The 24,458-nt window shown below is 40.1% G+C and carries 23 protein-coding genes; 9 read left to right on the forward strand and 14 right to left on the reverse strand.

Going from position 1 to position 24,458, the window contains the following annotated elements; all coding sequences use genetic code 11:
• The 3 genes from ABZP26_RS09765 to ABZP26_RS09775 all read left to right on the forward strand — a co-directional run bounded on the left by ABZP26_RS09765 (nt 1) and on the right by ABZP26_RS09775 (nt 3,924).
• On the forward strand, nt 1-1,206 hold the full coding sequence (locus tag ABZP26_RS09765; protein ID WP_028835078.1) for an ABC transporter permease: 1,206 nt from the start codon (nt 1-3) through the stop codon (nt 1,204-1,206).
• A gap of 85 nt (nt 1,207-1,291) precedes the next feature.
• Entirely contained in the window at nt 1,292-2,620 is a 1,329-nt protein-coding gene (locus ABZP26_RS09770) for a sigma-54 dependent transcriptional regulator (protein ID WP_013465178.1), read from the forward strand.
• On the forward strand, nt 2,620-3,924 hold the full coding sequence (locus ABZP26_RS09775) for a PAS domain-containing sensor histidine kinase (RefSeq protein ID WP_368484899.1): 1,305 nt from the start codon (nt 2,620-2,622) through the stop codon (nt 3,922-3,924). Before ABZP26_RS09770 ends, ABZP26_RS09775 begins: the two co-directional genes overlap by 1 nt.
• Nucleotides 3,925-4,125: 201 nt before the next feature.
• On the opposite strand, the gene ABZP26_RS09780 is transcribed toward ABZP26_RS09775, so the two are convergent.
• Nucleotides 4,126-4,464, reverse strand: a complete 339-nt coding sequence (locus ABZP26_RS09780) for a Grx4 family monothiol glutaredoxin (protein WP_008113155.1) — start codon at nt 4,462-4,464, stop codon at nt 4,126-4,128.
• A gap of 264 nt (nt 4,465-4,728) precedes the next feature.
• Here ABZP26_RS09780 and ABZP26_RS09785 point away from each other — a divergent pair, with 264 nt between their 5' ends.
• The 5 genes from ABZP26_RS09785 to ABZP26_RS09805 all read left to right on the forward strand — a co-directional run bounded on the left by ABZP26_RS09785 (nt 4,729) and on the right by ABZP26_RS09805 (nt 11,177).
• Entirely contained in the window at nt 4,729-5,310 is a 582-nt protein-coding gene (locus ABZP26_RS09785) for a superoxide dismutase (protein ID WP_010388603.1), read from the forward strand.
• A 209-nt stretch (nt 5,311-5,519) separates the two neighbouring features.
• The gene (locus ABZP26_RS09790; RefSeq protein WP_013465180.1) at nt 5,520-7,442 is read left to right on the forward strand and encodes a PrkA family serine protein kinase; all 1,923 of its coding nucleotides are present in this window, start codon (nt 5,520-5,522) and stop codon (nt 7,440-7,442) included.
• A 31-nt stretch (nt 7,443-7,473) separates the two neighbouring features.
• Nucleotides 7,474-8,757, forward strand: a complete 1,284-nt coding sequence (locus ABZP26_RS09795; RefSeq protein ID WP_058154832.1) for a YeaH/YhbH family protein — start codon at nt 7,474-7,476, stop codon at nt 8,755-8,757.
• A gap of 18 nt (nt 8,758-8,775) precedes the next feature.
• The gene (locus ABZP26_RS09800) at nt 8,776-10,290 is read left to right on the forward strand and encodes a SpoVR family protein (RefSeq protein ID WP_028835074.1); all 1,515 of its coding nucleotides are present in this window, start codon (nt 8,776-8,778) and stop codon (nt 10,288-10,290) included.
• Nucleotides 10,291-10,295: 5 nt separating this feature from the next.
• Entirely contained in the window at nt 10,296-11,177 is an 882-nt protein-coding gene (locus ABZP26_RS09805; protein ID WP_013465183.1) for a universal stress protein, read from the forward strand.
• 10 nt (nt 11,178-11,187) lie between these two features.
• On the opposite strand, the gene ABZP26_RS09810 is transcribed toward ABZP26_RS09805, so the two are convergent.
• Nucleotides 11,188-12,159 (reverse strand): diguanylate cyclase, encoded by a 972-nt coding sequence (locus ABZP26_RS09810; protein ID WP_013465184.1) that lies wholly within the window; start codon nt 12,157-12,159, stop codon nt 11,188-11,190.
• Between the two features lie 6 nt (nt 12,160-12,165).
• On the reverse strand, nt 12,166-13,170 hold the full coding sequence (locus ABZP26_RS09815) for a response regulator (RefSeq protein WP_013465185.1): 1,005 nt from the start codon (nt 13,168-13,170) through the stop codon (nt 12,166-12,168).
• A gap of 221 nt (nt 13,171-13,391) precedes the next feature.
• Here ABZP26_RS09815 and tpx point away from each other — a divergent pair, with 221 nt between their 5' ends.
• Nucleotides 13,392-13,973 (forward strand): thiol peroxidase, encoded by a 582-nt coding sequence (gene tpx, locus ABZP26_RS09820; RefSeq protein ID WP_013465186.1) that lies wholly within the window; start codon nt 13,392-13,394, stop codon nt 13,971-13,973.
• A 74-nt stretch (nt 13,974-14,047) separates the two neighbouring features.
• Here the strand turns inward: tpx and adk are convergent, their stop codons facing one another.
• The 11 genes from adk to ABZP26_RS09875 all read right to left on the reverse strand — a co-directional run bounded on the left by adk (nt 14,048) and on the right by ABZP26_RS09875 (nt 24,311).
• Complete coding sequence (adk, locus tag ABZP26_RS09825) at nt 14,048-14,692, reverse strand: adenylate kinase (RefSeq protein ID WP_013465187.1); 645 nt, start codon at nt 14,690-14,692, stop codon at nt 14,048-14,050.
• Nucleotides 14,693-15,054: 362 nt separating this feature from the next.
• Complete coding sequence (gene htpG / locus ABZP26_RS09830) at nt 15,055-16,968, reverse strand: molecular chaperone HtpG (protein WP_036954359.1); 1,914 nt, start codon at nt 16,966-16,968, stop codon at nt 15,055-15,057.
• Nucleotides 16,969-17,098: 130 nt separating this feature from the next.
• The gene (locus ABZP26_RS09835) at nt 17,099-17,812 is read right to left on the reverse strand and encodes an RluA family pseudouridine synthase (protein WP_058154835.1); all 714 of its coding nucleotides are present in this window, start codon (nt 17,810-17,812) and stop codon (nt 17,099-17,101) included.
• A gap of 105 nt (nt 17,813-17,917) precedes the next feature.
• Nucleotides 17,918-18,526, reverse strand: a complete 609-nt coding sequence (recR, locus tag ABZP26_RS09840) for a recombination mediator RecR (RefSeq protein ID WP_368484902.1) — start codon at nt 18,524-18,526, stop codon at nt 17,918-17,920.
• A 6-nt stretch (nt 18,527-18,532) separates the two neighbouring features.
• The gene (locus ABZP26_RS09845) at nt 18,533-18,859 is read right to left on the reverse strand and encodes a YbaB/EbfC family nucleoid-associated protein (RefSeq protein WP_013465191.1); all 327 of its coding nucleotides are present in this window, start codon (nt 18,857-18,859) and stop codon (nt 18,533-18,535) included.
• Between the two features lie 60 nt (nt 18,860-18,919).
• Nucleotides 18,920-21,253 carry a DNA polymerase III subunit gamma/tau gene (gene dnaX, locus ABZP26_RS09850; RefSeq protein WP_368484903.1) on the reverse strand — a complete coding sequence of 778 codons (2,334 nt, stop codon included), beginning with the start codon at nt 21,251-21,253 and terminating at the stop codon, nt 18,920-18,922.
• A gap of 3 nt (nt 21,254-21,256) precedes the next feature.
• Nucleotides 21,257-21,802 carry an adenine phosphoribosyltransferase gene (gene apt / locus ABZP26_RS09855; protein WP_013465193.1) on the reverse strand — a complete coding sequence of 182 codons (546 nt, stop codon included), beginning with the start codon at nt 21,800-21,802 and terminating at the stop codon, nt 21,257-21,259.
• Between the two features lie 161 nt (nt 21,803-21,963).
• Complete coding sequence (locus tag ABZP26_RS09860) at nt 21,964-22,086, reverse strand: hypothetical protein (RefSeq protein WP_255314607.1); 123 nt, start codon at nt 22,084-22,086, stop codon at nt 21,964-21,966.
• A 72-nt stretch (nt 22,087-22,158) separates the two neighbouring features.
• Nucleotides 22,159-22,911, reverse strand: coding sequence for a DUF2063 domain-containing protein (locus ABZP26_RS09865; RefSeq protein WP_368484904.1), 753 nt, complete (start codon nt 22,909-22,911; stop codon nt 22,159-22,161).
• Nucleotides 22,912-22,965: 54 nt separating this feature from the next.
• The gene (locus ABZP26_RS09870; protein WP_058154839.1) at nt 22,966-23,823 is read right to left on the reverse strand and encodes a DUF692 domain-containing protein; all 858 of its coding nucleotides are present in this window, start codon (nt 23,821-23,823) and stop codon (nt 22,966-22,968) included.
• A gap of 68 nt (nt 23,824-23,891) precedes the next feature.
• Nucleotides 23,892-24,311, reverse strand: a complete 420-nt coding sequence (locus ABZP26_RS09875) for a hypothetical protein (RefSeq protein WP_058154841.1) — start codon at nt 24,309-24,311, stop codon at nt 23,892-23,894.
• Nucleotides 24,312-24,458: the final 147 nt, after the last annotated feature.

A 24,458-nucleotide genomic window follows, 5' to 3' on the forward strand; every position in this document is an offset into this window, starting at 1 on the left:
ATGTTAGAAATTAAACCTATTTTCCATGCACTGTGTCGATCTAAAGTTGGTGCGCTGCTGTTACTTATCCAAATAGCTATTACTACTGCTATTGTCAGTAACGCAGCGTTTATTATTCAAGATAGAATGACTTATCTTAATCAGGATACAGGATACCCCGAAGATGAAATACTTGCTTTTCATGTCATGCACTTTGGCAAAGATGTCAAAAGCCACCAACAATTTGAACTTGATGAAGCGATGTTAAGAGCTTTACCCGCAGTGAAAGACGCCGCCTATATAAACAACATCCCCTTATCGGGAAGTGGTAGCTCTTCTGACTTCAGTATAAATTCAGCCCCTGAGCCTGGGCTTTCTGCAAGAACTGCTTACTTTTTTACAGATGATCATGCAATTAACACGCTTGGGGTTGAACTTATTGCTGGACGCAATTTTAGAGAAGACGAAGTTGTTGTAACTAACGATAATGATCAGCGAGCCAATGTTACCATTGTGACACAGGCATTATTAAATGAGCTATTTCCTGATGAAGATGGATTAGGAAAAACAATATTCCTTGGTGATATTCCAATGAAAGTCATTGGTGTAATTAAGCATGCAAAAGGCCCATGGCTCAAAGACAGCCGCCCAAATAATGTCGCATTAATTCCTTATATAAATCCTAATATCTCGGGGAATTTTTTAGTTCGCACAGCAGCCAATGAGCGGGCAAATATTGCTAAACGAATTGAAGACGAGATGCTAGAAAATTACAACAAACGTGTAATTATTCGAATTCGGGGCCTTGACCAAGATAAAGCCCAATACATGGCTGAAGACACATTGATGATGCGTATGTTAATTGTGCTCATAACCATACTGGTATTGGTAACCGCACTGGGCATTTTTGGTTTGACGCTATTTAATATAAATAAACGTACCAAGCAAATTGGAACCCGTCGTGCTTTAGGCGCTCGTAAATCTGCAATTGTTAATTATTTTTTAGTTGAAAATGCGCTGATTTGCATTGCTGGCTTATTTTTAGGTGCTATTTCAGCACTTTTACTCGGTCAGTTATTAATGCAACATTTTTCAATAGCGGCATTACCATCAAGTTATATTGCTGTCACGGCAATCATGGTGTTTACAATGAGTCTTTTGGCTGTATTTGGCCCAGCTAAACGCGCAGCAAATATTTCGCCGAGTATCGCAACCCGAACCATATAGCACAGCTCCCAACCTATGCTACACTGGCTAAACGCGGTGTAGCATTTTCAATATTTAAATAATAATAAACAGCGATTAAATTAACATGGAAAAAATACTTATCGTTGATGACAATCCTGCAATTTTAGATGCTCTGTCATTATTGCTAGAGATTCACGACTATAAAGTGGTTACTGCAAATAGCCCATTTGAAGCTATTCAAATTGTGCAATACCAGCGTATTGCACTTGTACTTCAAGATATGAACTTTAGTAACGACACAACTTCAGGAGAAGAGGGAAAGTTACTCTTTTATCAACTCAGAGAGCTAAATCCCCATCTGCCCATTATTCTGATCACTGCATGGACCGAGCTTGAAACAGCCGTTGAACTTGTCAAAGCCGGTGCGGCTGATTATTTACCAAAACCATGGGATGATGCCAAGCTTCTTACCTGTGTTAAAAACCTAATTGAACTAGGAAAGACAAAAAAACAAAATCAAACCTTATTGCGCCACCAGCAAGAGCGGGATGCATCTTTAGAAAATGCTAATTTAGTAGGTTTAATTTATCGCAGTACGGCCATGGAGCAATTAGTTAAAATGGCATTACAAGTCGCCAAATCTGATGTCTCTGTATTAATAACAGGCCCAAATGGCAGTGGTAAAGAGCGCATAGCACAAATTATTCAAGCAAACTCACCTCGCCAAAATGCTGCGTTTATTACGGTCAATGCAGGTGCCCTTCCCCATCAACTAATAGAAGCAGAATTATTTGGTGCAGAAGCAGGCGCTTTTACTGGGATCACAAAACAAAGGATTGGTCGATTTGAAGCAGCTGACGGTGGCACATTATTTTTAGATGAAATAGGTAATCTCCCTTTATCAGGGCAAATGAAGCTCCTACGGATTTTACAAACTGGAGAATTCGAGCGCTTAGGTTCAACCCAAACACGAAAAGTTAATGTCCGTGTAATATCAGCGACCAATGAAAACCTAACAGATGCAATCAGTAAAGGGCTGTTTAGAGAAGACTTATACTACCGCTTAAATGTGATTGAACTTAACCTACCAAGTCTTAGCCAACGACCGGATGACATACTTCCTCTTATTCGTCATTTTTTAGTAGAACGTGAGCTGGATTTACAATGCGAAAACCTACTTTTAGCCCATTCATGGCCCGGTAATGTTCGTGAGCTTGAAAATGCATGTAAACGTGTCAGTGTGCTCAAACCCAGCGGTGAGATAAGCATCGACGACTTTGGTTTAACTCCTGTTACGTCTCAAACACACACTCAAAAAGTAGAGCCTAACAAACAACAAATTGAGGATGCTATGCGTTTACATAAAGGGGTGATTGCCAAAGTAGCACGTGAATTTGGACTCAGCCGACAAGCACTGTACCGTCGCCTTGATAAGTTTGAGATAGCCTACTAATGGTTAAATCAAGATACCGCTTCTCTTTAACGTCTAAAGTGATTTTAGTATGTGTATTTTCCTCTGTGATCCCTGTTTTTATCTGTTGCTGGCTGCTGGGTGTTGACGCTATAAAAACAGCACTAAGTGTCATTTTTACAGCCATTCTAAGTAGTTTATTAGCTCATCGACTCAGTGGTAAACTGGTTCAAGGTATTACTTCATTAGAAACTGGCTTATTAAATTTTAAAGATGGGGAACTATCAACTTTACTGGCCTATAACCATAATGATGAATTAGGTCATTTGTGCCAGCTTTATAACCAAACTGCAAAGCAATTAAGACAAGAAAAACAATGGGTTTACCAACGAGAGTTAATGCTTGATAAGGTATTACAAAACGCCCCTCAAGCTGTATTATTGGTTAATGATAATGATTTTATTGTTTATAGTAACCACAGTGCGAGAGATTTTTTTAATGCAAGTACAGCCCTTGAAGGCGAAAAAATCTCACCATTATTGTCTAAAGCCCCACAGCAAATAATTAATGCCGTTAATAAAGGCGTAGATGGTTTATTTATTCTTGATAAAACAGAACAAGAACCGCAAACATGGCATCTTTCAATGGGTCGCTTATTGCTTAACAACCAACACCATAGGTTGTTTGTTTTTAAACAGTTGACCCGCGAATTGAGCCGCCAAGAAGTTGAAGTTTGGAAAAAGGTTATTAGGATCATTAGCCATGAACTCAATAACTCACTAGGGCCTATGTCATCCATGTTACATAGTGCACAACTGTTAACGCAAAAAGTGGATGAACCTCGTTTAAAGCGCGTTTTCACTACCATTGAAGAGCGAATAAAGCATTTAAACGAGTTCGTTCAAGGCTATGGTAGGTTTGCTAAACTTCCACCACCTAAAATAACAACGGTTGACTGGCATTCATTACTCGATCAATTACAAAGCCAATGGCAATTTAATTGCGACCTTCAAAAAGACATCACTACACAAGCCGATCAAACCCAAATAGAACAATTGCTGATTAACCTGTTGAAAAATGCACATGAATCAGAGTCGCTAGCAGAGCATATTAGTTTAAAAGTAACACAAGATAGCCTTGGCACTCATATTAATGTGAGCGACAAAGGAAAAGGTATGAGTGAAACAGTTATGGCCAGTGCGCTTATCCCTTTTTATTCTACCAAGGTGGCAGGAAGTGGATTAGGTTTGGCACTGTGTCGAGAAATTGTTGAAGCCCATCATGGGCAAATTAGCCTACACAATCGGGACGTCGGCGGGATCAGTGTTTTTGTAAGTTTACCTTGAGAGTTGTTTAGCTTTAAGGCTGAAAACTCATCCAATTTAGAAATGATACAATCGCGTTCTGAAGTTTATGACCTAGTGAGCTAAGTAAAAACCGCGAAAAGCTGCCTACTCATTCGGTACTGTCATTGTATAAGCAACTTTGAGTAAATACTTTATAGACATAAAAAAAGCTGCAAATCGCAGCTTTTTTTACCTAAACGCTTATTCAGCGTCTGCAGGTTTATGCTTTGCAGCTGTTTCAGTGATCAGTGGTTGTAATTCACCACGTTGAAACATTTCAATGATAATGTCACAGCCACCAATTAACTCGCCTTCAACCCAAAGTTGCGGGAAGGTAGGCCAGTTAGCGTAAGCAGGAAGCTCTGCACGAATGTCTGGATTAAGTAAAATATCCACATATGCAAACGGTTCACCGCACGACATTAATGCTTGTGATGCTTGTGAAGAAAAACCACAATTAGGCAGTTTTGGTGATCCTTTCATGTATAAGATGATTGGGTTTTCAGCAATTTGCTGTTTAATTTTATCGATGGTTTCCATTTACAACCTCAAAATGACGATAGCGAACACATTAGGCCTTGAAAAAGTTTCACTGTGGCCTCAGATATATAGATTAACATAGGCAATTAAAGCCTCAATCTTAAATAGCTTTAGCAAGAGCATTGCTGTTTGCTAAAACTTGAGTAAAATACTCAACAATTATAGTAACACTATATTCCTGTTTGGTATAGATAAGTGCCCTGTTTGCGCAGGCATTACGTATTACTAAATAGACTATCAACCAAAAGAAGATGGAGATAAAAAATGGCATTTGAACTACCGTCACTACCGTATGCAATTGATGCACTTGAGCCACATATTTCACAAGAAACGTTAGAGTTTCACCATGGTAAACACCACAACACTTATGTGACTAAACTTAACGGTTTAATCCCAGGCACTGAGTTTGAAGGTAAATCACTTGAAGAGATCGTATGTTCTTCAGAAGGCGGTGTATTTAACAACGCTGCTCAAATCTGGAACCACACTTTCTACTGGAACAGCCTATCTCCAAATGGCGGTGGCGCTCCAACAGGTGCAATTGCTGATGCAATTAACGCTAAATGGGGCTCATTTGACGCATTTAAAGACGCGTTAAACGACAAAGCAGTAAATAACTTTGGTTCAAGCTGGACTTGGTTAGTTAAACTAGCTGATGGTTCACTAGACATCGTTAATACATCTAACGCTGCAACACCATTAACAGATGCAGGTGTTACACCAATCCTAACCGTGGATTTATGGGAACACGCATACTATATTGATTACCGTAACGTGCGTCCAGATTACCTTAAAGGTTTCTGGTCACTCGTTAACTGGGAATTCGCGAACGCTAACTTCGCATAATTAGTTTTAAACTAATCTTTAAAAAGACGCTTAGGCGTCTTTTTTTATGTCCGCTACTTTATTTGATTAGGGTTATACGTAGGTTGTTTTCTAAAAGTGCATCATGATCATTTTTCATATAAATTTTTAATTTTATTGCACAAAAATTTAAATTCGTGACTAGACTTTAAATAGTGAATACATTTTCCAAGTAGGTTTCGGAGGTCATTATGACTATTTTTGATCACTACCAAGCACGTTATGAATCAACACAAGAAGAAGAGTACAGTGTTGCTGAGTTTCTAGAAATTTGTAAAACCGATAAGTCTGCTTATGCCAGTGCTCCTGAAAGATTACTGATGGCCATTGGCGAGCCTAAAATGGTAGATACCGCTACCGATACCCGTTTAAGTCGCTTATTTTCGAACCGTGTTGTTGCACGTTACCCTGCATTTGCCGATTTTTATGGTATGGAAGACGCCATTGAGCAAATTGTTTCTTATCTAAAACACGCCGCGCAAGGATTAGAAGAGTGTAAACAAGTGCTTTACTTGCTTGGTCCGGTGGGTGGCGGTAAGTCATCGATTGCTGAAAAGCTAAAGTATTTAATGCAACAAGTGCCTATTTATGCAATTAAGGGCTCCCCGGTTAATGACCATCCGCTGTCATTATTTGATCCCGTTGAAGATGCCAGCCTACTCGAAAAAGAATATGGAATTAAGTCTCGTTACCTCAAAACGGTAATGTCGCCATGGGCCGCAAAACGTTTACAAGAATTTAATGGTGATATTAGTCAATTTAGAGTGGTTAAACGTTTCCCATCAATTTTAAATCAAGTTGCGATTGCTAAAACAGAGCCCGGAGATGAAAACAATCAAGATATTTCTGCTCTTGTCGGTAAGGTCGATATTCGCCAACTTGAACACTTTGCACAAAATGATCCTGATGCTTATGCCTATTCAGGCGCATTATGTTTAGCCAACCAAGGCTTAATGGAATTTGTGGAAATGTTTAAAGCCCCCATAAAAGTGTTACATCCGCTTTTAACAGCTACCCAAGAAGGTAACTATAACGGCACAGAAGGCATAAGCGCCCTGCCATTTAACGGCATGATACTCGCCCACTCTAATGAATCAGAATGGCAAACCTTTAAAAACAATAAAAACAACGAAGCCTTTTTAGACCGTGTTTATATTGTTAAGGTTCCTTATTGCTTACGAGTGACCGAAGAAATTAAAATTTACGATAAGCTTATTGAACACAGTGAGCTTTACAACGCCCCCTGTGCGCCAGGTACACTTAAAATTTTAGCCCAATTTACCACTCTTTCGCGCTTAAAAGAGCCGGAAAACTCAAGCATTTACTCTAAGATGCGAGTTTACGATGGTGAAACCCTTAAAGACACCGATCCAAAAGCGAAGTCATATCAAGAGTATCGTGATTATGCTGGTGTTGATGAGGGCATGACCGGTCTTTCAACCCGTTTTGCGTTTAAGATTTTATCGCGAGTATTCAACTTTGACACTACCGAAGTGGCCGCCAACCCTGTGCATTTGTTTTATGTGCTTGAGCAACAAATTGAGCGTGAACAATTTAGTGCCGAGGTTGAAGAACGTTATTTAAGCTTTTTAAAAGGCTATTTAATTCCACAATATGTTGAGTTTATAGGTAAAGAGCTACAAACCGCGTACTTAGAGTCATATTCAGAATATGGCCAAAATATTTTTGACCGCTACGTTATTTATGCTGATTTTTGGATTCAAGATCAAGAATACCGCGACCCTGATACAGGGCAATTATTTGACCGTGATGCACTCAACGCTGAGCTTGAAAAAATAGAAAAGCCTGCAGGTATTTCAAACCCTAAAGATTTTAGAAATGAAATTGTTAACTTTGTACTGCGTGCTCGCGCTCATAACAATGGCAAAAATCCGCTTTGGACAAGTTATGAAAAACTACGCACGGTTATTGAGAAAAAAATGTTCTCAAACACGGAAGACTTACTCCCTGTTATTTCATTTAATGCAAAAACATCAGCTGAAGATCAGCAAAAGCATGAGGACTTTGTTAATCGTATGGTTGAAAAAGGCTACACGCAAAAACAAGTGCGCTTGCTATCTGAGTGGTATTTACGGGTTAGAAAATCGCAATAACCTTCATAATTGCAGTTTTTAGGAGGTCATTATGGCGCATTTTATCGACAGGCGTTTAAATGGCAAAAACAAAAGCACAGTTAACCGCCAGCGTTTTATTAGGCGTTATAAAAAGCAGATCAAAGAAGCGGTGTCTGATGCGATCAATAAACGCAGTGTCACTGATTCAAGCTCTGGAGAGAGTATCTCTATTCCGCAGCGTGATATTAGCGAACCTACTTTTCATCAAGGTAGAGGCGGTAATAGAGAGCAAATACACCCTGGGAACGATCAGTTCTCTACTGGCGACAAAATAGAACGCCCTAAAGGAGGCAAAGGCGGTGGCGCAGGCGAAGGTGAAGCAAGTGACTCTGGCGAAGGCCAAGATGAATTTGTTTTTTCTATCTCTAAAGATGAATACCTTGATTTGTTATTTGAGGATTTAGAACTCCCTAATTTGCAAGAAAATCAGCTTGATAAGCTAGTGCAAATGAAAACCCATCGCGCTGGGTTTTGCAGTGATGGTATGCCCAGTAATATTGATGTAGTGCGCTCATTACAAGGCTCTCTAGCTCGTCGTATTGCGATGACCGCAGGTAAAAAACGCCGCCTTAGCGAGCTTGAGGGGCAACTAGCACTGCTGCTTGAACAACCACACTGTGATAAAGCCGCTGTGGCCTTATTACAAAAAGAAATCGACACACTCAAACAGCAAATAAAAACCGTACCCTTTATCGATAATTACGACTTACGTTTTCGTAACTACGACAAACAACCACACCCAACTAGTAAAGCGGTGATGTTTTGTATTATGGATGTGTCAGGTTCAATGGATCAAGCAACAAAAGACATGGCAAAACGCTTTTACATTTTGCTTTATCAGTTTTTAACTCGCAGCTACAAAGACATCGACGTTGTGTATATTCGCCATCATACCCAAGCCAAAGAAGTTGATGAGCAAGAATTTTTTTATTCACAAGAAACAGGCGGTACCATTGTTTCAAGTGCACTAAAACTGATGAATGAAATAATAGCTGAGCGCTATAATGCTGATGAATGGAATATATACGCAGCACAAGCTTCTGATGGTGATAATTGGGCCGATGACACGCCCCAATGTGGACACATTTTACGTAATAAAATACTTAAAGCTGTTCGCTATTTTGCCTATATAGAAATTACCACACGTGCTCATCAAAGTTTATGGCGCGAGTATCAAAACATTAGTCAAACGAACAGTAATTTTGCCATCCAGCATATCCAAGGTGTTGAAGATATTTACCCTATATTTAGGGAGCTATTTAAAAAAGGTCGTCAACAGCAAGGGGCTGCATAGCCAAAGCGAGGTAGCATTATGAAAGATAATCGAATAAGTGATGGGCCCGATTGGACCTTTGAACTATTGCAACAATACCAAGACGAAATAGCCCGTGTGGCTGAGCACTATAAGCTAGACACCTACCCTAACCAAATTGAAGTGATCACCGCAGAACAAATGATGGATGCCTACTCAAGTGTAGGCATGCCCATTGGCTACACTCACTGGTCGTATGGTAAAAAATTTATTCAAACGGAGCAAAATTATAAACGCGGTCAAATGGGACTTGCGTATGAAATTGTGATTAATTCGAACCCCTGTATTGCTTACCTAATGGAAGAAAACACCCTTCCGATGCAGGCACTGGTTATGGCACATGCTTGCTATGGGCATAACTCATTTTTTAAAGGGAATTATTTATTTAAAACATGGACTGATGCAGGCTCAATTATTGATTATTTATTGTTTGCTAAAAACTATATTAGCCGCTGTGAAGAAAAGTACGGTATTTCCGAAGTAGAAAGCATACTCGACTCATGTCATGCATTAATGAGTTACGGTGTTGATAGATACAAACGTCCACAACGAATTTCGTTATTTGAAGAGCAAAAGCGTCAGCAAGAACGGGCTGAGTATTTGCAATCACAAGTTAACGAATTATGGCGTACCATTCCTTCTCAACAGCAAGAGTCAAAAAAACACGAACGCCACTTCCCTCAAGAGCCACAGGAAAATATTCTGTACTTTATTGAAAAAAATGCCCCTTTACTCGAGTCATGGCAGCGAGAAATCGTCAGGATAGTGCGAAAAATATCACAATACTTTTATCCGCAAAAACAAACCCAAGTAATGAATGAAGGTTGGGCCACTTTTTGGCACTATACTATTTTGAACCATTTATATGATGAGGGAAAACTAACCGACTCATTTATGTTGGAGTTTTTACAAAGCCATACTAATGTTGTGTACCAACCTCCATACAATAGCGATTATTACTCAGGTATTAACCCCTATGCACTGGGCTTTAATATGATGGTTGATATACGTCGTATTTGTGAAAACCCAACAGAAGAAGATAAACGCTGGTTTCCTGAGCATGCGGGCAGTGACTGGCTCGAGACACTGCACTTTGCAATGCAAAATTTCAAAGATGAGAGTTTTATTAGCCAATTTTTATCCCCTAAGCTGATTCGGGATTTTAAATTATTCACCATAGTCGACCATGCTAGTAACCCACATTTAGAAATAGGCGCTATTCACGACGATAATGGCTACAAAGCGGTTAGAGAAGCACTTTCTGCACAATATAACCTTAGTAATCATGAGCCTAACATACAAGTTTACGATGTTGACTTACGCGGCGACCGCTCTTTAACCCTACGATATGTACCTCATAATGCCGTTCCACTGGCTAACTCCCATGGGGAGGTATTAAAACACCTTTACAGACTATGGGGCTTTAAGGTAAAACTGGAACAGGAGTCAAATTCTGGTGAGATTTCAACCATTGGTCAATGTCCAATTGATGATTCACGCCATACAACAGAGTAAAAATAATGGACAAAAAAAAGCTTCTTGTACTGATTGATTCGGTTGAATTTGCAAAAACGTCATTGCAGCATGCTAAACAAAAAGCGCTGCAAGGCAATAAACATATTGATATTGTTGCATTTAGCTTTGAAGAAACCGGCAATATTTTATTTTCTCTGTCGCCAGAACAATTGCTTTCACTCCAAGATAAATGCCTTTCATCATTAAGGGCACAGTTGGAGCCACTGATTAGCGCAGAACTGGAGGGTTGCAGTTATACCTTTCAAACCGCATGGCATGAAGCCCCCGAGCAGTGGCTTAACGAAGATATTAATACTGATGATTACGAAATGGTGATAAAAACACGCCATATCGACAGCGACAGCCAATTTAGTGAACTTGATTGGCAACTTATCCGCTTTACGCCCATCGCTTTGTATTTAGCGGCAGATAACAAATGGCGCAAGCATACCAACATACTCGCCGCACTTGATTTAGCCAGCGAAAAAACCGCAAAACATAAGCTTAATCAGTCAATTATTAAATATGGCCTAGCATACGCACAGCGAACAGACTGTGAATTTTATGCCGGCTACACAGTGTATATTTCTCCAATATTAAGAGATTTAGGCTTAGTATTTTCAGAAGAGCAACTAGTCAATGCCTTTGAGAAATTACCTCAATCACAGCAACAACTCATTATTGATAATAACTTACGCGACAAACTTTATATTAAAGCGGGTTTACCTGAGCAGGTGATCCCAAGCTTAGCGGCCAAGCTCAATGCTGATTTAGTGATTATAGGATCTGTTGGGAATGTAGGAATTAAAGCAAAACTCATTGGTAATACTGCAGAAAAAATAATGCGCTTACTTAAAACTGACTTGCTTATTTTACCCCCCAATTAAAAAATGATGCCTAAGCATCATTTTTTATATCAGCGTATACCGACACTTTATTTCGACCTGTTTCTTTTGAATGATAAAGCGCTTTATCGGCAGCTTCAATCCAGCGTTCGTGATCTTTAAACTGATCATCAAAACACGCAATACCCACACTAATGGCCATATGCACCGTGTGCTCATTGTATTTCGCCGGAGAGGTTTCAATTAATTGGCGTAAACGTTCAGCAAATACAATCGCCCCTTGTTTATCGGTATCTAATAAAGTAACAACAAACTCTTCACCGCCGTATCGCCCAGCAATGTCTGTTTCACGCAATGCAGTTTTCAGTAAACTCGCTATATGACGAAGTGCTTCATCTCCAGCACTGTGTCCAAAATCATCATTTACCTTTTTAAAGTGGTCAATATCAAAAATTAATAACGAGCAACAACCTTCGTTTCGCTTCGTTCGTAAAAATTCTTGGTGCAGTAAGTGCTCCCAATGCCCTCTATTGGCAAGCTGGGTTAAACTATCTGTTTGGCTTACTTGTTCTAGTTTTTTATTTAACTCTTCTAGTTCTTTTTTGTTAACCGCAATATCTGTCACATCGTAAATAATAATACAAATATGCTCGACTTCGCCTCGCACATTGGTAAGTGGAATAAACGTGGCATTTTGATACATATAGTCCGCTTTACCGGTAATTGGTCGGTAGTTTTTAAAACGAAAAATATACGGCTGCTGCTCCCAAATAGTAAATGAACGATTCTTTAATACAAACACTGACTCAGATTTACTTCTAAACCATTTTTCATCAATGGCCGGAAATAAATCAAATAAGTCTTTGTCTTTCACAGCGCTCGGTAACAAACCAGAATGATTTTCCATAAAACCATTCCATACATGCACTTTGTATTCTCGATCGAGTACAACAAGACCGACATCAACCGTATTAAACATATCCATTAACCAATGGATTTCATTCAAATCTAAATCAGCTGGCATAAATATTTAATCTTCTAGTAGATAAGCAACTTTGTATTTCAAAGTTTTTAGTGAATCTTCAGTAAAGAGCAACATTAAATCACAACTAATATCATGATTTTCAATACCGTAACTTATTTCTATGGCTAGAGTCCGTTGCCAGCGCGACTTATTCGACTGAACAAGTTCAGAAACGTCCCGATGCTGCCCCAAAACTATTGGATGCCCTTGGCTAAAGGTCATGTCGAGCTGTTTTGACAAGCCGGTTAAAATAGCGCCTATTAAAATGTTACTTACATCCATTAGCAACTCTAACTCAACCTTGTCGTTTAGTTCACCTTCGTAATTCATCAGTGAGGCTATTTCTTTAAAACTAGAGTCATTTAAAAGTAATAATGCCTCGCCAGATACCCCGCCACCTATAAAGCCTTGGCAAATACCCGATGTAGTATCATTGGTATCAACAGAGCTTAACGCCATGTTGAGCTCACTGACTTCTAAAACATTAACATTAGGAATGGGTAACTTAACAAATACATTAAGCAGTCTTGCCAGTAAATCTCCCGCTTGACCCATGGCAACATTAGTCAGCTCTTGATATATATCACGAACATCAGGGTCAACTTGTTCACCTAACGAGTGAGACATGCGTTCACGCAGTGCTCTATCTCTAATACCATGATGTTCAATAATGGCAGCAAGCTTTTCTGGGGAACACGGTTTTTGAATAAAATCTATGGCGCCAAGCTCAAGCACACGTTGATGCGCACTCGGTTGAATATCGCCTGATACCACAACAGTGAGAACGTCGAGTCCTTGCTCTTTCATTGCAGCAAGCACGCCATAACCGTCCATTTCTGGCATATTTAAATCAAGGAAAAGAATTTCAGGCTGGGCTTTAGTTATTTGTTTTATGCAGTCTACACCGTCACATGCAAATTCAACTTTAATATCCCAATCATCGGGTAAAGAGCGAGCTAATTGACGTCTAGCTAGTTTTGAATCATCACAAATTAAAACCGATGTTGACATATTATCTCTCTATTTTAAAACTTGTTGTACGCTGACACCGCAAAAAATAAAGGCACGGATATTATTAATTAATACCTATTTCTTATATATACATAGTAATCAAAGTATTGCTTATTTACAATTTTAGGGAAAAATAAACGCGTCAATTATTCTGCTTGGTAACTCCATCACAGTATAATACACTCACCACTATTACGTTAATTCTTAAAAGGAAAAAATCCATGCGTCGTTCATTAGCCTTTGCATTGAGCCTGTTTTGTTGCACTAGTTTTGCATCAGAGTTACCTGAAAACACCTTAGATGCAGGAAAAGTAACAGCGCAAGGTAAACCTGTTACGTTACTAGGCCAAGGCCTTAAAGTCGGTGCTGATGCGCCAAATTTTAAAGTGGTCGACGACAGCTTTACTGCCATTACATTAGAAAATTACCAAGGGCAAGCTGTATTGATAAGCGTAGTACCAAGCTTAGATACTGGCATTTGTAGCCTACAAACAAAGCATTTTAATGAAAAAGTAGCACAACAGTTTCCTGGCGTGGCCATGTTGACGATTAGTGCCGACCTACCTTTTGCACAAAAACGTTTTTGCAAAGCAGAAAATATCGATAAAGTTACGACACTGTCTGATTCTGTATGGCGTGATTTTGGCCAAAAGTATGGGTTAATAATTAAAGATATGGGGTTACTTACTCGCGCTGTTTTTATTCTCGATAAAAGCCATAAAGTTATATATAAACAATTAGTTAGTAGCTTATCAACCGAGCCTGAATACGATAGCGTTATTGAAAAGCTTAAAACGCTTTAAAGGTCGAATTTCAGACAATAAAAAACCGCTATGAAGCGGTTTTTTTTGATTATGCTCTTAATTTTAGATAAAAATTAACCTAAAAGCTCAGCTAGTTGCTTGCTTACTGCTTCAACCGCTTGAGTACCGTCTAATTTATGGTACTGCGTATTACCTGCTTGCGCTTCTGCTTGATAGTAGTCAACCAGTGGCATTGTTTGCTCATGGTAAATACCTAAGCGCTTACGAACTGTCTCTTCTGTGTCATCCGCACGGATAATAAGCTCTTCGCCTGTTTCGTTGTCTTTACCTTCCTCTTTTGGTGGATTGTAAACAACATGATAAACACGACCAGAACCAGGATGAACACGACGGCCACCCATACGCTCAACAATCACTTCATCAGCAACATCAAATTCAATAACGTGATCAACGACAACGCCATTATCTTTCATTGCATCAGCTTGTGGAATGGTACGTGGGAAACCATCAAGTAAAAAGCCTTTCTCACAATCAGGTTTTGCAATGCGCTCTTTAACAAGGCCAATGATGATGTCATCAGAAATTAACTGACCTGCGTCCATTACTTTTTTTGCTTCAAGGCCAAGTGGTGTGCCCTCTTTAATTGCAGCTCGTAGCATATCACCGGTAGAAATTTGTGGAATACCGTATCTATCCATTAAAAACTGAGCTTGAGTACCTTTGCCTGCACCCGGCGCGCCCAAAAGAATAATGCGCATATCATTGTCCCCTAATATGAGAGTTTATTTTAAAGTCTGAATTCTTCCACAAGCGCCGCAGATACTCAAGTAACTTATACTAATTGTCTAGAGTCTGTTGGCCTTTGCGGATTAATATTTGTGCAAACTAGGGGCACTTTAATCGCGGCGCAAGGTTTGCAACTTAGTAGGCTGAGTAAAAATCGAGCAAAGCTTCTGCGTCCTGCTCACGCCATTTGCCACCATCCATGTAGGCAAACAGACCCATACGGGCAGCGCCTATGCAGCAAATTTAACCTTTAAAAATCAATAAACTCTATGCTCCAGCGCATAAAAAAAGGGAACAAACGTTCCCTTTTTACTCAATCATTGATTTTTAATACTTATTTGCTTAAATCAAGCATAAGTTTATTTAAGCGAGTGACAAATCCAGTTGGATCTTTAAGCGTACCGCGCTCAGCTAGTAATGCTTGATCTAGCAATACATGTGACCACTGCGCAAATTTATCTTCGTCTTGCTCATCATTTAAATGCTTAACAATCTGGTGCTCAGGGTTTAGCTCAAACACAGGTTTAGCTTCTGGCACTGCTTGACCTACTGACTCCATCAGCTTTTGCATTTGCGAGCTCATATCATTGTCATCGCTCACCACACAGGCTGGCGAATCGGTTAAACGATGTGTAAAGCGTACTTCTTTAACATCATCACCTAATGCGGTTTTAATACGCTCAATAAGGCCTGCAACTTCTTTTTCAGACTCTTCTTGTGCTTTTTTAGTTTCTTCGTCGTCTAAGTCACCTAAATCTAAATCACCGCGAGTAATTGATTGAAATTGCTTGTCTGCAAATTCAGTTAAGTGGCTCATCATCCACTCATCAACACGGTCACTTAGTAGTAAAACTTCAATGCCTTTTTTGCGGAAAATTTCTAAATGCGGTGAGTTTTTAGCTGCAATAAATGAGTCAGCAACAACATAGTAAATTTTATCTTGGCTGTCTTTCATACGCTCAATGTATTGTTCAAGCGATACATCTTGAGTGTCTGAATCGGTATGCGTTGAAGCAAAACGTAATAGCTTAGCAATGCTTTCTTTGTTGGCCGCATCTTCAGCTGGGCCTTCTTTCATTACCTGACCAAATTCATTCCAAAATGTTTGGTAATCATCGGCTTTGTTTTTAGCCATACGCTCAAGCATTTTAATAATACGCGACGTACACCCCTTGCGAATAGCCTGGGTTACTTTGTTGTCTTGTAAAATTTCACGCGATACGTTTAGTGGTAAATCGTTTGAGTCTAATAAGCCTTTAACAAAACGTAAGTAGCTTGGCATAAACTGTTCAGCGTCATCCATAATAAACACGCGTTGAACATAAAGTTTTAAACCACTTTGGCGCTCACGGTTCCATAAATCAAAGGGTGCTTTTTTAGGAATGTATAACAAACTGGTGTATTCAGTTTTACCTTCAACTTTGTTATGTCCCCAACTAAGTGGATCTTCCCAGTCATGGCTTACATGCTTGTAAAATTCTTTGTATTCATCTTCAGAGATTTCAGACTTATCACGCGTCCACAATGCCGTAGCACGGTTAATGCTTTCCCACTCACCAGGAACTGCTGGAATTTTCTCGCCGTCTTCGCCTTCAGACTCTGGTACTTCTGCTTTGTACATTTGTACTGGTGTAGAAATATGATCAGAGTATTTAGTCACGATACTACGAAGGCGCCATTCGTCTGCGTACTCTTTTTCTTCTTCACGTAGGTGTAGAATAATGTCTGTACCGCGGCCTTCTTTTTCAATTTCTTGCAGCGTGTATTCACCTTCACCTTTTGATTGCCACTCTACAGCTGTTGTCTCGCCTGCTTTACGGGTACGCACTGTCACTTCATCAGCAACAATAAACGCTGAGTAAAAGCCCACACCAAATTGACCAATAAGTTGTGAATCTTTGCTTTGGTCGCCCGTTAAGTTTTTGAAAAACTCTGCGGTACCCGACTTTGCAATTGTACCTAAAGAGCTGATCACTTCATCACGTGTCATACCAATACCATTATCAGAAATGGTTACCGTATTGGCTTCTTTATCAGCACTAATACGTACACGTAAATCAGCATCACCTTGATATAAGTCGCCGTTTGATAACGCTAAAAAGCGTAATTTATCGGCTGCATCAGATGCGTTTGATACAAGCTCACGTAAAAATATTTCTTTATTAGAATAAAGCGAGTGAATCATTAAGTTTAGTAATTGTTTTACTTCTGTTTGAAAGCCTAATGTTTCTTTTTGTGCTGCAGTCATTTATGTATCTCCAATTTGCAAAGTGTCTGCGTTATGCACTTAATATGGGGGGAGGTGTCAGAACTTCAAGGGAAAAAAGTAAAAAAAGCTGCCAGCAAAAAACAACAATATTATAAAAAACAATATCTGTTCAAAATGGGCTGGCACAGTGTAAATGCATCGGCTTTTGAGTGCTTGGGTGATGAAAATATATATCGCTGGCATGTAGCTGCAAACGCGACGCCATCTGCTCACTCTGTTCACTTTTATACAAATCGCAACCTAAAATAGGATGCCCAATTGCATGACTATGAATACGTAATTGATGCGTTCGACCAGTAACGGGGGTAAATTGCACTAACGTCTTGATTGGTTGTATAAAACGCTTAAGTACTGTGTAGTGTGTTAAGGCCGCTTTGCCTGTGGTGTTACATAATTTAACACGAGGAAAATGGAGTTTGTCTTTAGCAATCGGGTAATTTATTTGTCCGTGGTTATCGCACACTTTTCCTTGCAACATAGCGACATAGCGTTTGCTTATGGTGTGACTTTGAAATTGTTGATTGAGGTTTTTTGCCGACTCACTATTGAGTGCCACCAGCATGATCCCTGAGGTTCCAAAATCTAATCGATGAGGTAACTTTGCTTCTGCAAAGGCGGCTGTTTTACCCTGTTGACCATTGACTAAACGATAATGAACGGAATCCCAATTTAGTGGGTTTTTACCCGACAAACTCAATAAACCACTGGGCTTATTGATCACTAAAAGCGCCTCATCTTGATAAATAATTTTTATGTGTTCATGGCAAACAGGTGCGATAAAGTCATCAACAATCACATTAGCACTTTGGGTTATTGCAGCCATACCATCCTTAAACTTTTGTTTATATTGCAATTAAAGCCAACAAAAAAGCCTACAGCATGTATGTAGGCTTTTAAAGTAAGTTCAAATAGTTAAGCTTAAAATAAACTATTCATGGCTGACTAATCGCCTACCGCTAAATGCATGCATAAGCGTCATTCCATCGACTAAATCAAGCTCACCACCAACAGGAATACCATGAGCAATACGCGATGCACCCACATTGTTTTTGTGGCAAAGCTGAGCAATATAATGCGCCGTTGTTTCGCCTTCAACCGAAGGATTTGTGGCTAAAATGACTTCATTAATACCGCCTTGCGCAAGCTTTTGCTCGAGTACATCAAGGCCAATTTCTTTAGGCCCTATGCCATCAATCGGTGATAAATGCCCCATTAATACAAAGTAAAGCCCTTTGTATTGACCTGTTTGCTCAATGGCGAGTACATCCGTTGGCGATTCAACAACACATAAAATACCACTGTCTTGGCGTTTAGTGCTTAAGCAAATATCACACTGCGCCTGCTCGGTAAATGTGCGGCACGACTGACAATGCCCTACAGCCGTCATTGCTTTAGTCAAGGCATTACCAAGTTGAGCACCGCCTTTACGGTCGCGCTCTAACAAATGAAACGCAATACGCTGGGCAGACTTCGGACCGATGCCGGGCTGACAACGCAGTGCTTCAATAAGCGATGTTAAACTATCTGAAAGTTGCATAGTTGCTTAGAACGGCATTTTCATACCAGGTGGTAACTGCATACCGCCTGTCACTTTACCCATGCGTTCTTGCGTTTCATCGGCAACACGGCGCACAGCATCGTTACATGCTGCAGCTAATAAATCTTCAATCATGTCTTTGTCGTCTTCCATTAAGCTTTCATCAAGCTCAACACGGCGCACGTTGTGGTTACCAAGCATGGTTACTTTAACTAAACCGGCACCAGCTTCACCAACGACTTCCATTGTTGCGATTTCTTCTTGGGCTTTTTGCATGCGCTCTTGCATTTGCTGCGCTTGCTTCATCATGTTACCCATTCCACCTTTAAACATAATCGTCTCTCTTTCTTTTAATACATTAACTGAAGTATAAATAAGGGCACTGATAGTTAATTACAATGCCTGAATACTGTTTTCGTCAATTTCAGCGCTAAATAGCTGTTGAAATTGTACTATATTTTCATCGCTTGTGATCACATCAATCGCTTGCTGGTGACGACCTGCATCAATTTTTTGTTGAATTAGATAAGGCGAGTCAATCACCCCACTGGCAAAGTCGATATTTAGCTCAACGTTATGCCCATAAATAGTCGATAACGCCACATTTAACTTTTGGCGCAGCATAGGCGTATCTAAATGCTTTTGCGATTCATCCACTTCAATATGAAAATGATTGTCTTGCTTGGTAAAAATTGAATGCAAGGCAAACTGGCGCATGCGCCCGCCAAGCCCCATTCGCTTAATTAAATAAGCCCATTCATCTTGTTGATGGGCAAATCTAATTTCACTGATGGGGCTTTGAAAATCATCCGGCACCGGAATACTTGGTGCTTGTTCAACAGCAGGAGCTGGTTTTTGCGGATTAATTTGCTCTAATAGCTCAGGTGCAAGATTTTCGGTAATTGTTTGGTGCTTCGCTTTAAAGTCAACTTTATTTGCAGGTTTAGTGCTTACCTGTGGCTTGCTCCCTGACATGGGGAGCGCTGGCTTTTTTGGTAACTCATCACCCGTCTCACTATCCCATGGAGGCGGCTCCTGCGCTACAGCTTGAGGTGTATTGCTAATAGGTTTATCGACTTGCCTCGCAGGGGTCGATTTTGGCACAACAGGTTTTTCGGTTGCTGCGCTTGACAGTTTGCCCGCACCGGAAATATTTCTGTCACGTAAAATACGCGCTATTGCAGACTGTGCACGTGCTTCTTGCTCGCCCATTGTTGGCGCTGAATGCTCAGTGCTACTAGGTACGTTTGATAGCTCAGGATTAAATCCTTGGTCAACCGCGCTACTCATTACATCATCGTATTGCGCTGCAATGGTTTGTTCTACATCGCTGTGCTGCATGTAGGCATCATCTTCGCTTTGACGCTGCGCTTGTTCATCGCTCATTGGCGTTGTATCAGACATGTTTGGCTGACTTTGTGTTGACTCTTGCTCAATGTGAGTCGGGCTATTATCAGAGCGCGAAACCTCAGGCTCAGGAGCCTCTATTGGCTGTGGATTATGTATTGATGGCTGACTTTCAGTGCTATTGCTCTGCGCTGGTTTATTTTTATTTAAAATATCACGCAATGCATTGGTACGCCCTGTGGCATTTTGCTCTGGCGCGGGTTGCGAGCTAGGTGCTGAATGCGTCGTTTGAGAGTGCTCAGGTTGAAATGCTAACAATCGTAGCATAATCATCTCAAACCCTAAGCGTGGCTCAGGCGCCCACTGTAAATCTTTTTTGCCATTCAGTAATAACTGATAATACACTTGAATTTGCTGAGCATGAGTGTGCGCTGCAACATGCTTAATGTAGTCAGCATTATTGCTATCAAGTGCTGCCGCTTCAGGCACTAATTGGCTTAATTGAATAATATGCGTAAGTGCAATTAAGTCATCAAGTAGTGCAATGTAATTAGGATTTCTGCTCGCGACTTGGGCAACTTCAGCCATTAAGGCTGCGCCATCCTGCGCGAGTAATGCAGCGAGTAAACTCTGACTATAATGGGTATCCATTAAACCAAGCATGGCTTGAACAGCTTGATTATTAATATCGCCATTTGTTTGAGCAATAGCCTGATCGGTCAGGCTCAGCGCATCTCGCATACTGCCATCGGCTGCTTTAGCAATAATGCTTAGGGCATCATTATCAAAATTGAGCTGCTCTTGCGTAAGAACATGCTCAAGCTGTTGCTTAATTTCAGCTTGCGACAAGGCATTTAAATTAAACTGTAAGCAGCGTGATAAAATAGTTACCGGTAATTTTTGTGGATCGGTGGTCGCCAGTAAAAACTTTACATGCTCAGGTGGCTCTTCGAGCGTTTTTAATAAAGCATTAAAGCTGTGCTTTGACAACATGTGTACTTCATCAATTAAGTACACTTTATAGCGTCCGCGGGTTGGCGCATATTGAACGTTATCGAGTATTTCGCGAGTATCTTCAACTTTTGTGCGTGAGGCCGCATCTATTTCGAGTAAATCAATGTAGCGCCCTGCTTCTATATCAACACAGCTACTACATTGACCACATGGTGTGGCAGAAATGCCCTCATCACAATTTAAGCTTTTAGCAAAAATACGCGCAATGGTCGTTTTACCAACACCACGGGTTCCAGTGAATAAATAAGCGTGATGCAGTCTATTTTGACTCAGCGCATTAACCAGCGCTTGTTTAACATGAGACTGCCCAACCAATTCATGAAAGGTTTGAGGACGCCATTTTCTCGCTAGAACCTGATAACTCATCGATTATTCGCCTTCGAATTCAACCAATTTTAGGATTTTAATACCCATTTTTTCAACACGCTGCTCCCCACCTAGTTCAGGTAACGATACGACGAATGCTGCATCTGTGGCGTTGCCGCCTAATTTTGCAACCAACTTGGCTGTTGCTTCAATTGTACCACCGGTCGCCAACAAGTCGTCAACTAGCAATACTTTATCACCAGCTACAATCGCATCAGTATGAAGCTCTAATGTATCTTCACCATATTCGAGTTGGTAATCTTGGCGAATAACTTCGCGCGGTAATTTACCAGGTTTGCGAACAGGGATAAAAGGAATTCCCAAGGCATAAGATAGCGGTGCACCAAAAATAAAGCCACGCGATTCTGTGCCAATAATTTTAGTAAAACCTTGATCTTTATAGGCGTTAATAAATGCATCTATGGTTGCTTTAAACGCTTCAGGGTTTGCCATTAGGGTTGTTACATCGCGAAACATAATGCCCGCTTTAGGGTAATCAGCAATTGTAGTAATGCTGTTTTTGATAATTGCTGGTGTTACTTGAGTCATAATTTTAACTGCTCAATGGTTCATATTACAAAGCAGGTGATTATAACCTTAAGTGAGCGTAAATTGCGAGTTTGCGGTAGTTATAAAAATTCAGGAAGGGTAAACAAGATAAAAAAATATAAGGCTGATGAAAACAACAGCCTTATGAAATAAAGCAAAAATTACGTCAAGCTGGTGATCCAACCTAAAATAGCATTTAAACACCCTATTCCAGCAAACACGGCTAAAAATGCAAAAAAGTAAGCCGCATTAAACGGGTCTTTAAACTCTTTATCATCTGACATCGGTACAACCTTTTATTAAGCACAACAAATAAAGGCGTTATAATAGACGATGTGAAATAATCTATAAAGAGCTTAATCTTGATTTTTTGTCACTATAATTTGACGCTGTGCCATAGCCGTTAGGGTACTTAATGCGCCTTGAGTTATTTGCTCAAGGCTAAATTGAGGTGCATTTTCACTGACTTGCTGGCAAACATGCGCAAATGTGCTTCCTGCGTTATTGTCAATAATAGACAACAGCATGGCGGTCATCGCATTAGTTGCTAAAAATTGTACTTCATCGTCTTTATCTCTGTACACCACAAAATAATGTGGCTGCTCAGAGGGCTGTTGCGGTTGAAACGCTTCGCTAATATGTTGCACGGGGAATTCATAGCTTAAGTTACGTGCCGTTTTAGATAAATATAAAGGGCTATGGGTTAATTGATTCGTTGCCAGTTCGCTCTCATTCAAGTCAGCCTGAGTTACCGATACATCAAGTTCAATCCATTCATAATGCGCCAGCGCTAGCATAAACACAGGGTCGCACTCTTTGGGCACATAACTTGTCATTAAATACGTTATAAACTCTTCAGCAATATCTAAAAAGTAAGGAGACTGGCAATCATGTTCACTAAAAAATTGACGTACCAGTAATAGCCACTGTTGCTCACTATAGAGTGTTTTTAAAACTGGAAATGCTGATGAAACAAACCCATTGATGTTATTAAAAAAAAGCTCCCGATAAATAGCCATACGTCTGTCTTCAACATCTGCTGGGCAAGGGTTCGTGTTGGGCTGGCGAATATGAGCCATAAACTCATTTTGAATATCGATAAAACTCATAGTTAATACTCTTTTAAAACCATGCTGTTGTTATTACTAGCTGCATAGGACTGTTTAAGCACTTTGCTCAGTGGATAACAGCTGCAGGTGCTTTGCTTGTAATTGATGAATTATATCCAGCTCTTTGGTTAACACGTTAATAGGTGGAATATTAAAGTCCCGCTCTAACAGCGTCGGAAATACACCATGTGTTTCATAAGCGCTATCAAGCAACTGCCATACGGGATCAATAACATCGGCGCCATGAGTATCTATAATCAAGTCCTCGGCTTCGTTGTAATGCCCTGCAACATGGGCATAAGCAATTCGGTTAGTTGGCAATGCAGCTAAAAAGGCATGTGCATCGTAGCCATGATTAACTGAATTAACATAAATATTATTTACATCTAGTAGTAACTGGCAATCAGCCTGTTCTAAAATAGCGTTTGTAAATTCAAGCTCAGTTAACTGTTGTCCAGGCGCGCCATAATAAGACACATTTTCTAGCGCTAGCGGGCGTTCTAAAATATCTTGTACCTGTTTAACCCGAGAAACAACATGGTTAACCGCCTCCTCAGTGAAAGGGATCGGCATTAAGTCATACATGTGTCCTTTTCCTGAACAATAACTTAAATGCTCGCTGTATACTTTAATATTATGAGTATCAAAAAACGGTTTTAACGACTTTACAAATTCAAGGTCTAGTGGCTCAGGCGAGCCAATAGAAAGTGACAAACCATGGCAAACAAAATAATTAGTATTGGTTAACTGTTTGAACTGCTTTTCAAAGCGTCCACCTAACTTTAACCAGTTTTCTGGGGCCACTTCCATAAACTCAATTTGTTTTGGTACAGCACCGTCTAGCTCATCTAGCATTTCTCTTCGCAAACCTAAACCGACCATGCCAAAGTTAGGCGTTTGAATGTGAGCCATAATAAAACCTCATATTAAATAAAAAGGGCCTAATAGGCCCTATAGCTTAACGTATTTAAAAGAAAAGTTTATTGACCACCGCATTTACCTTCGCCACACTTGCCTTCTTTTTTGGCCTTAGCTTCGCCGCATTTACCTTCGCCGCACTTGCCTTCTTTTTTGGCCTTAGCTTCGCCGCATTTACCTTCGCCGCATTTGCCTTCTTTTTTGGCTTTAGCTTCACCGCATTTGCCTTCGCCGCACTTACCTTCTTTTTTGGCCTTCGCTTCGCCGCATTTACCTTCGCCGCACTTTCCTTCTTTTTTGGTTTTAGCTTCACCGCATTTACCTTCGCCGCACTTGCCTTCACCTGCGTCTAACTGGTAACCAGCAACCATTTGCTGAAATTCAAATGGGTTAGCTTGTACATCTGCACTGGCCATACTTGCACTGCCAACAACCACTGCGCCGAGTGTTAATGCAATTGAATTTTTCTTTATTGTATTCATTTTTTATTACCTTCTAAACTTGTCAGATATCATTATACAAGTAGACCTGCATAAAACTAAAAACTTTCACATTATCTATTTTTTCTAAAATAACTTAGTAAACTAACTATGAACCCTAATAAGCGTTTTATCAATTTATGATTTACA

It is taken from the genome of Pseudoalteromonas sp. SD03, assembly GCF_040937955.1.
GTDB classification, from domain to species: Bacteria; Pseudomonadota; Gammaproteobacteria; order Enterobacterales; family Alteromonadaceae; genus Pseudoalteromonas; species Pseudoalteromonas tetraodonis.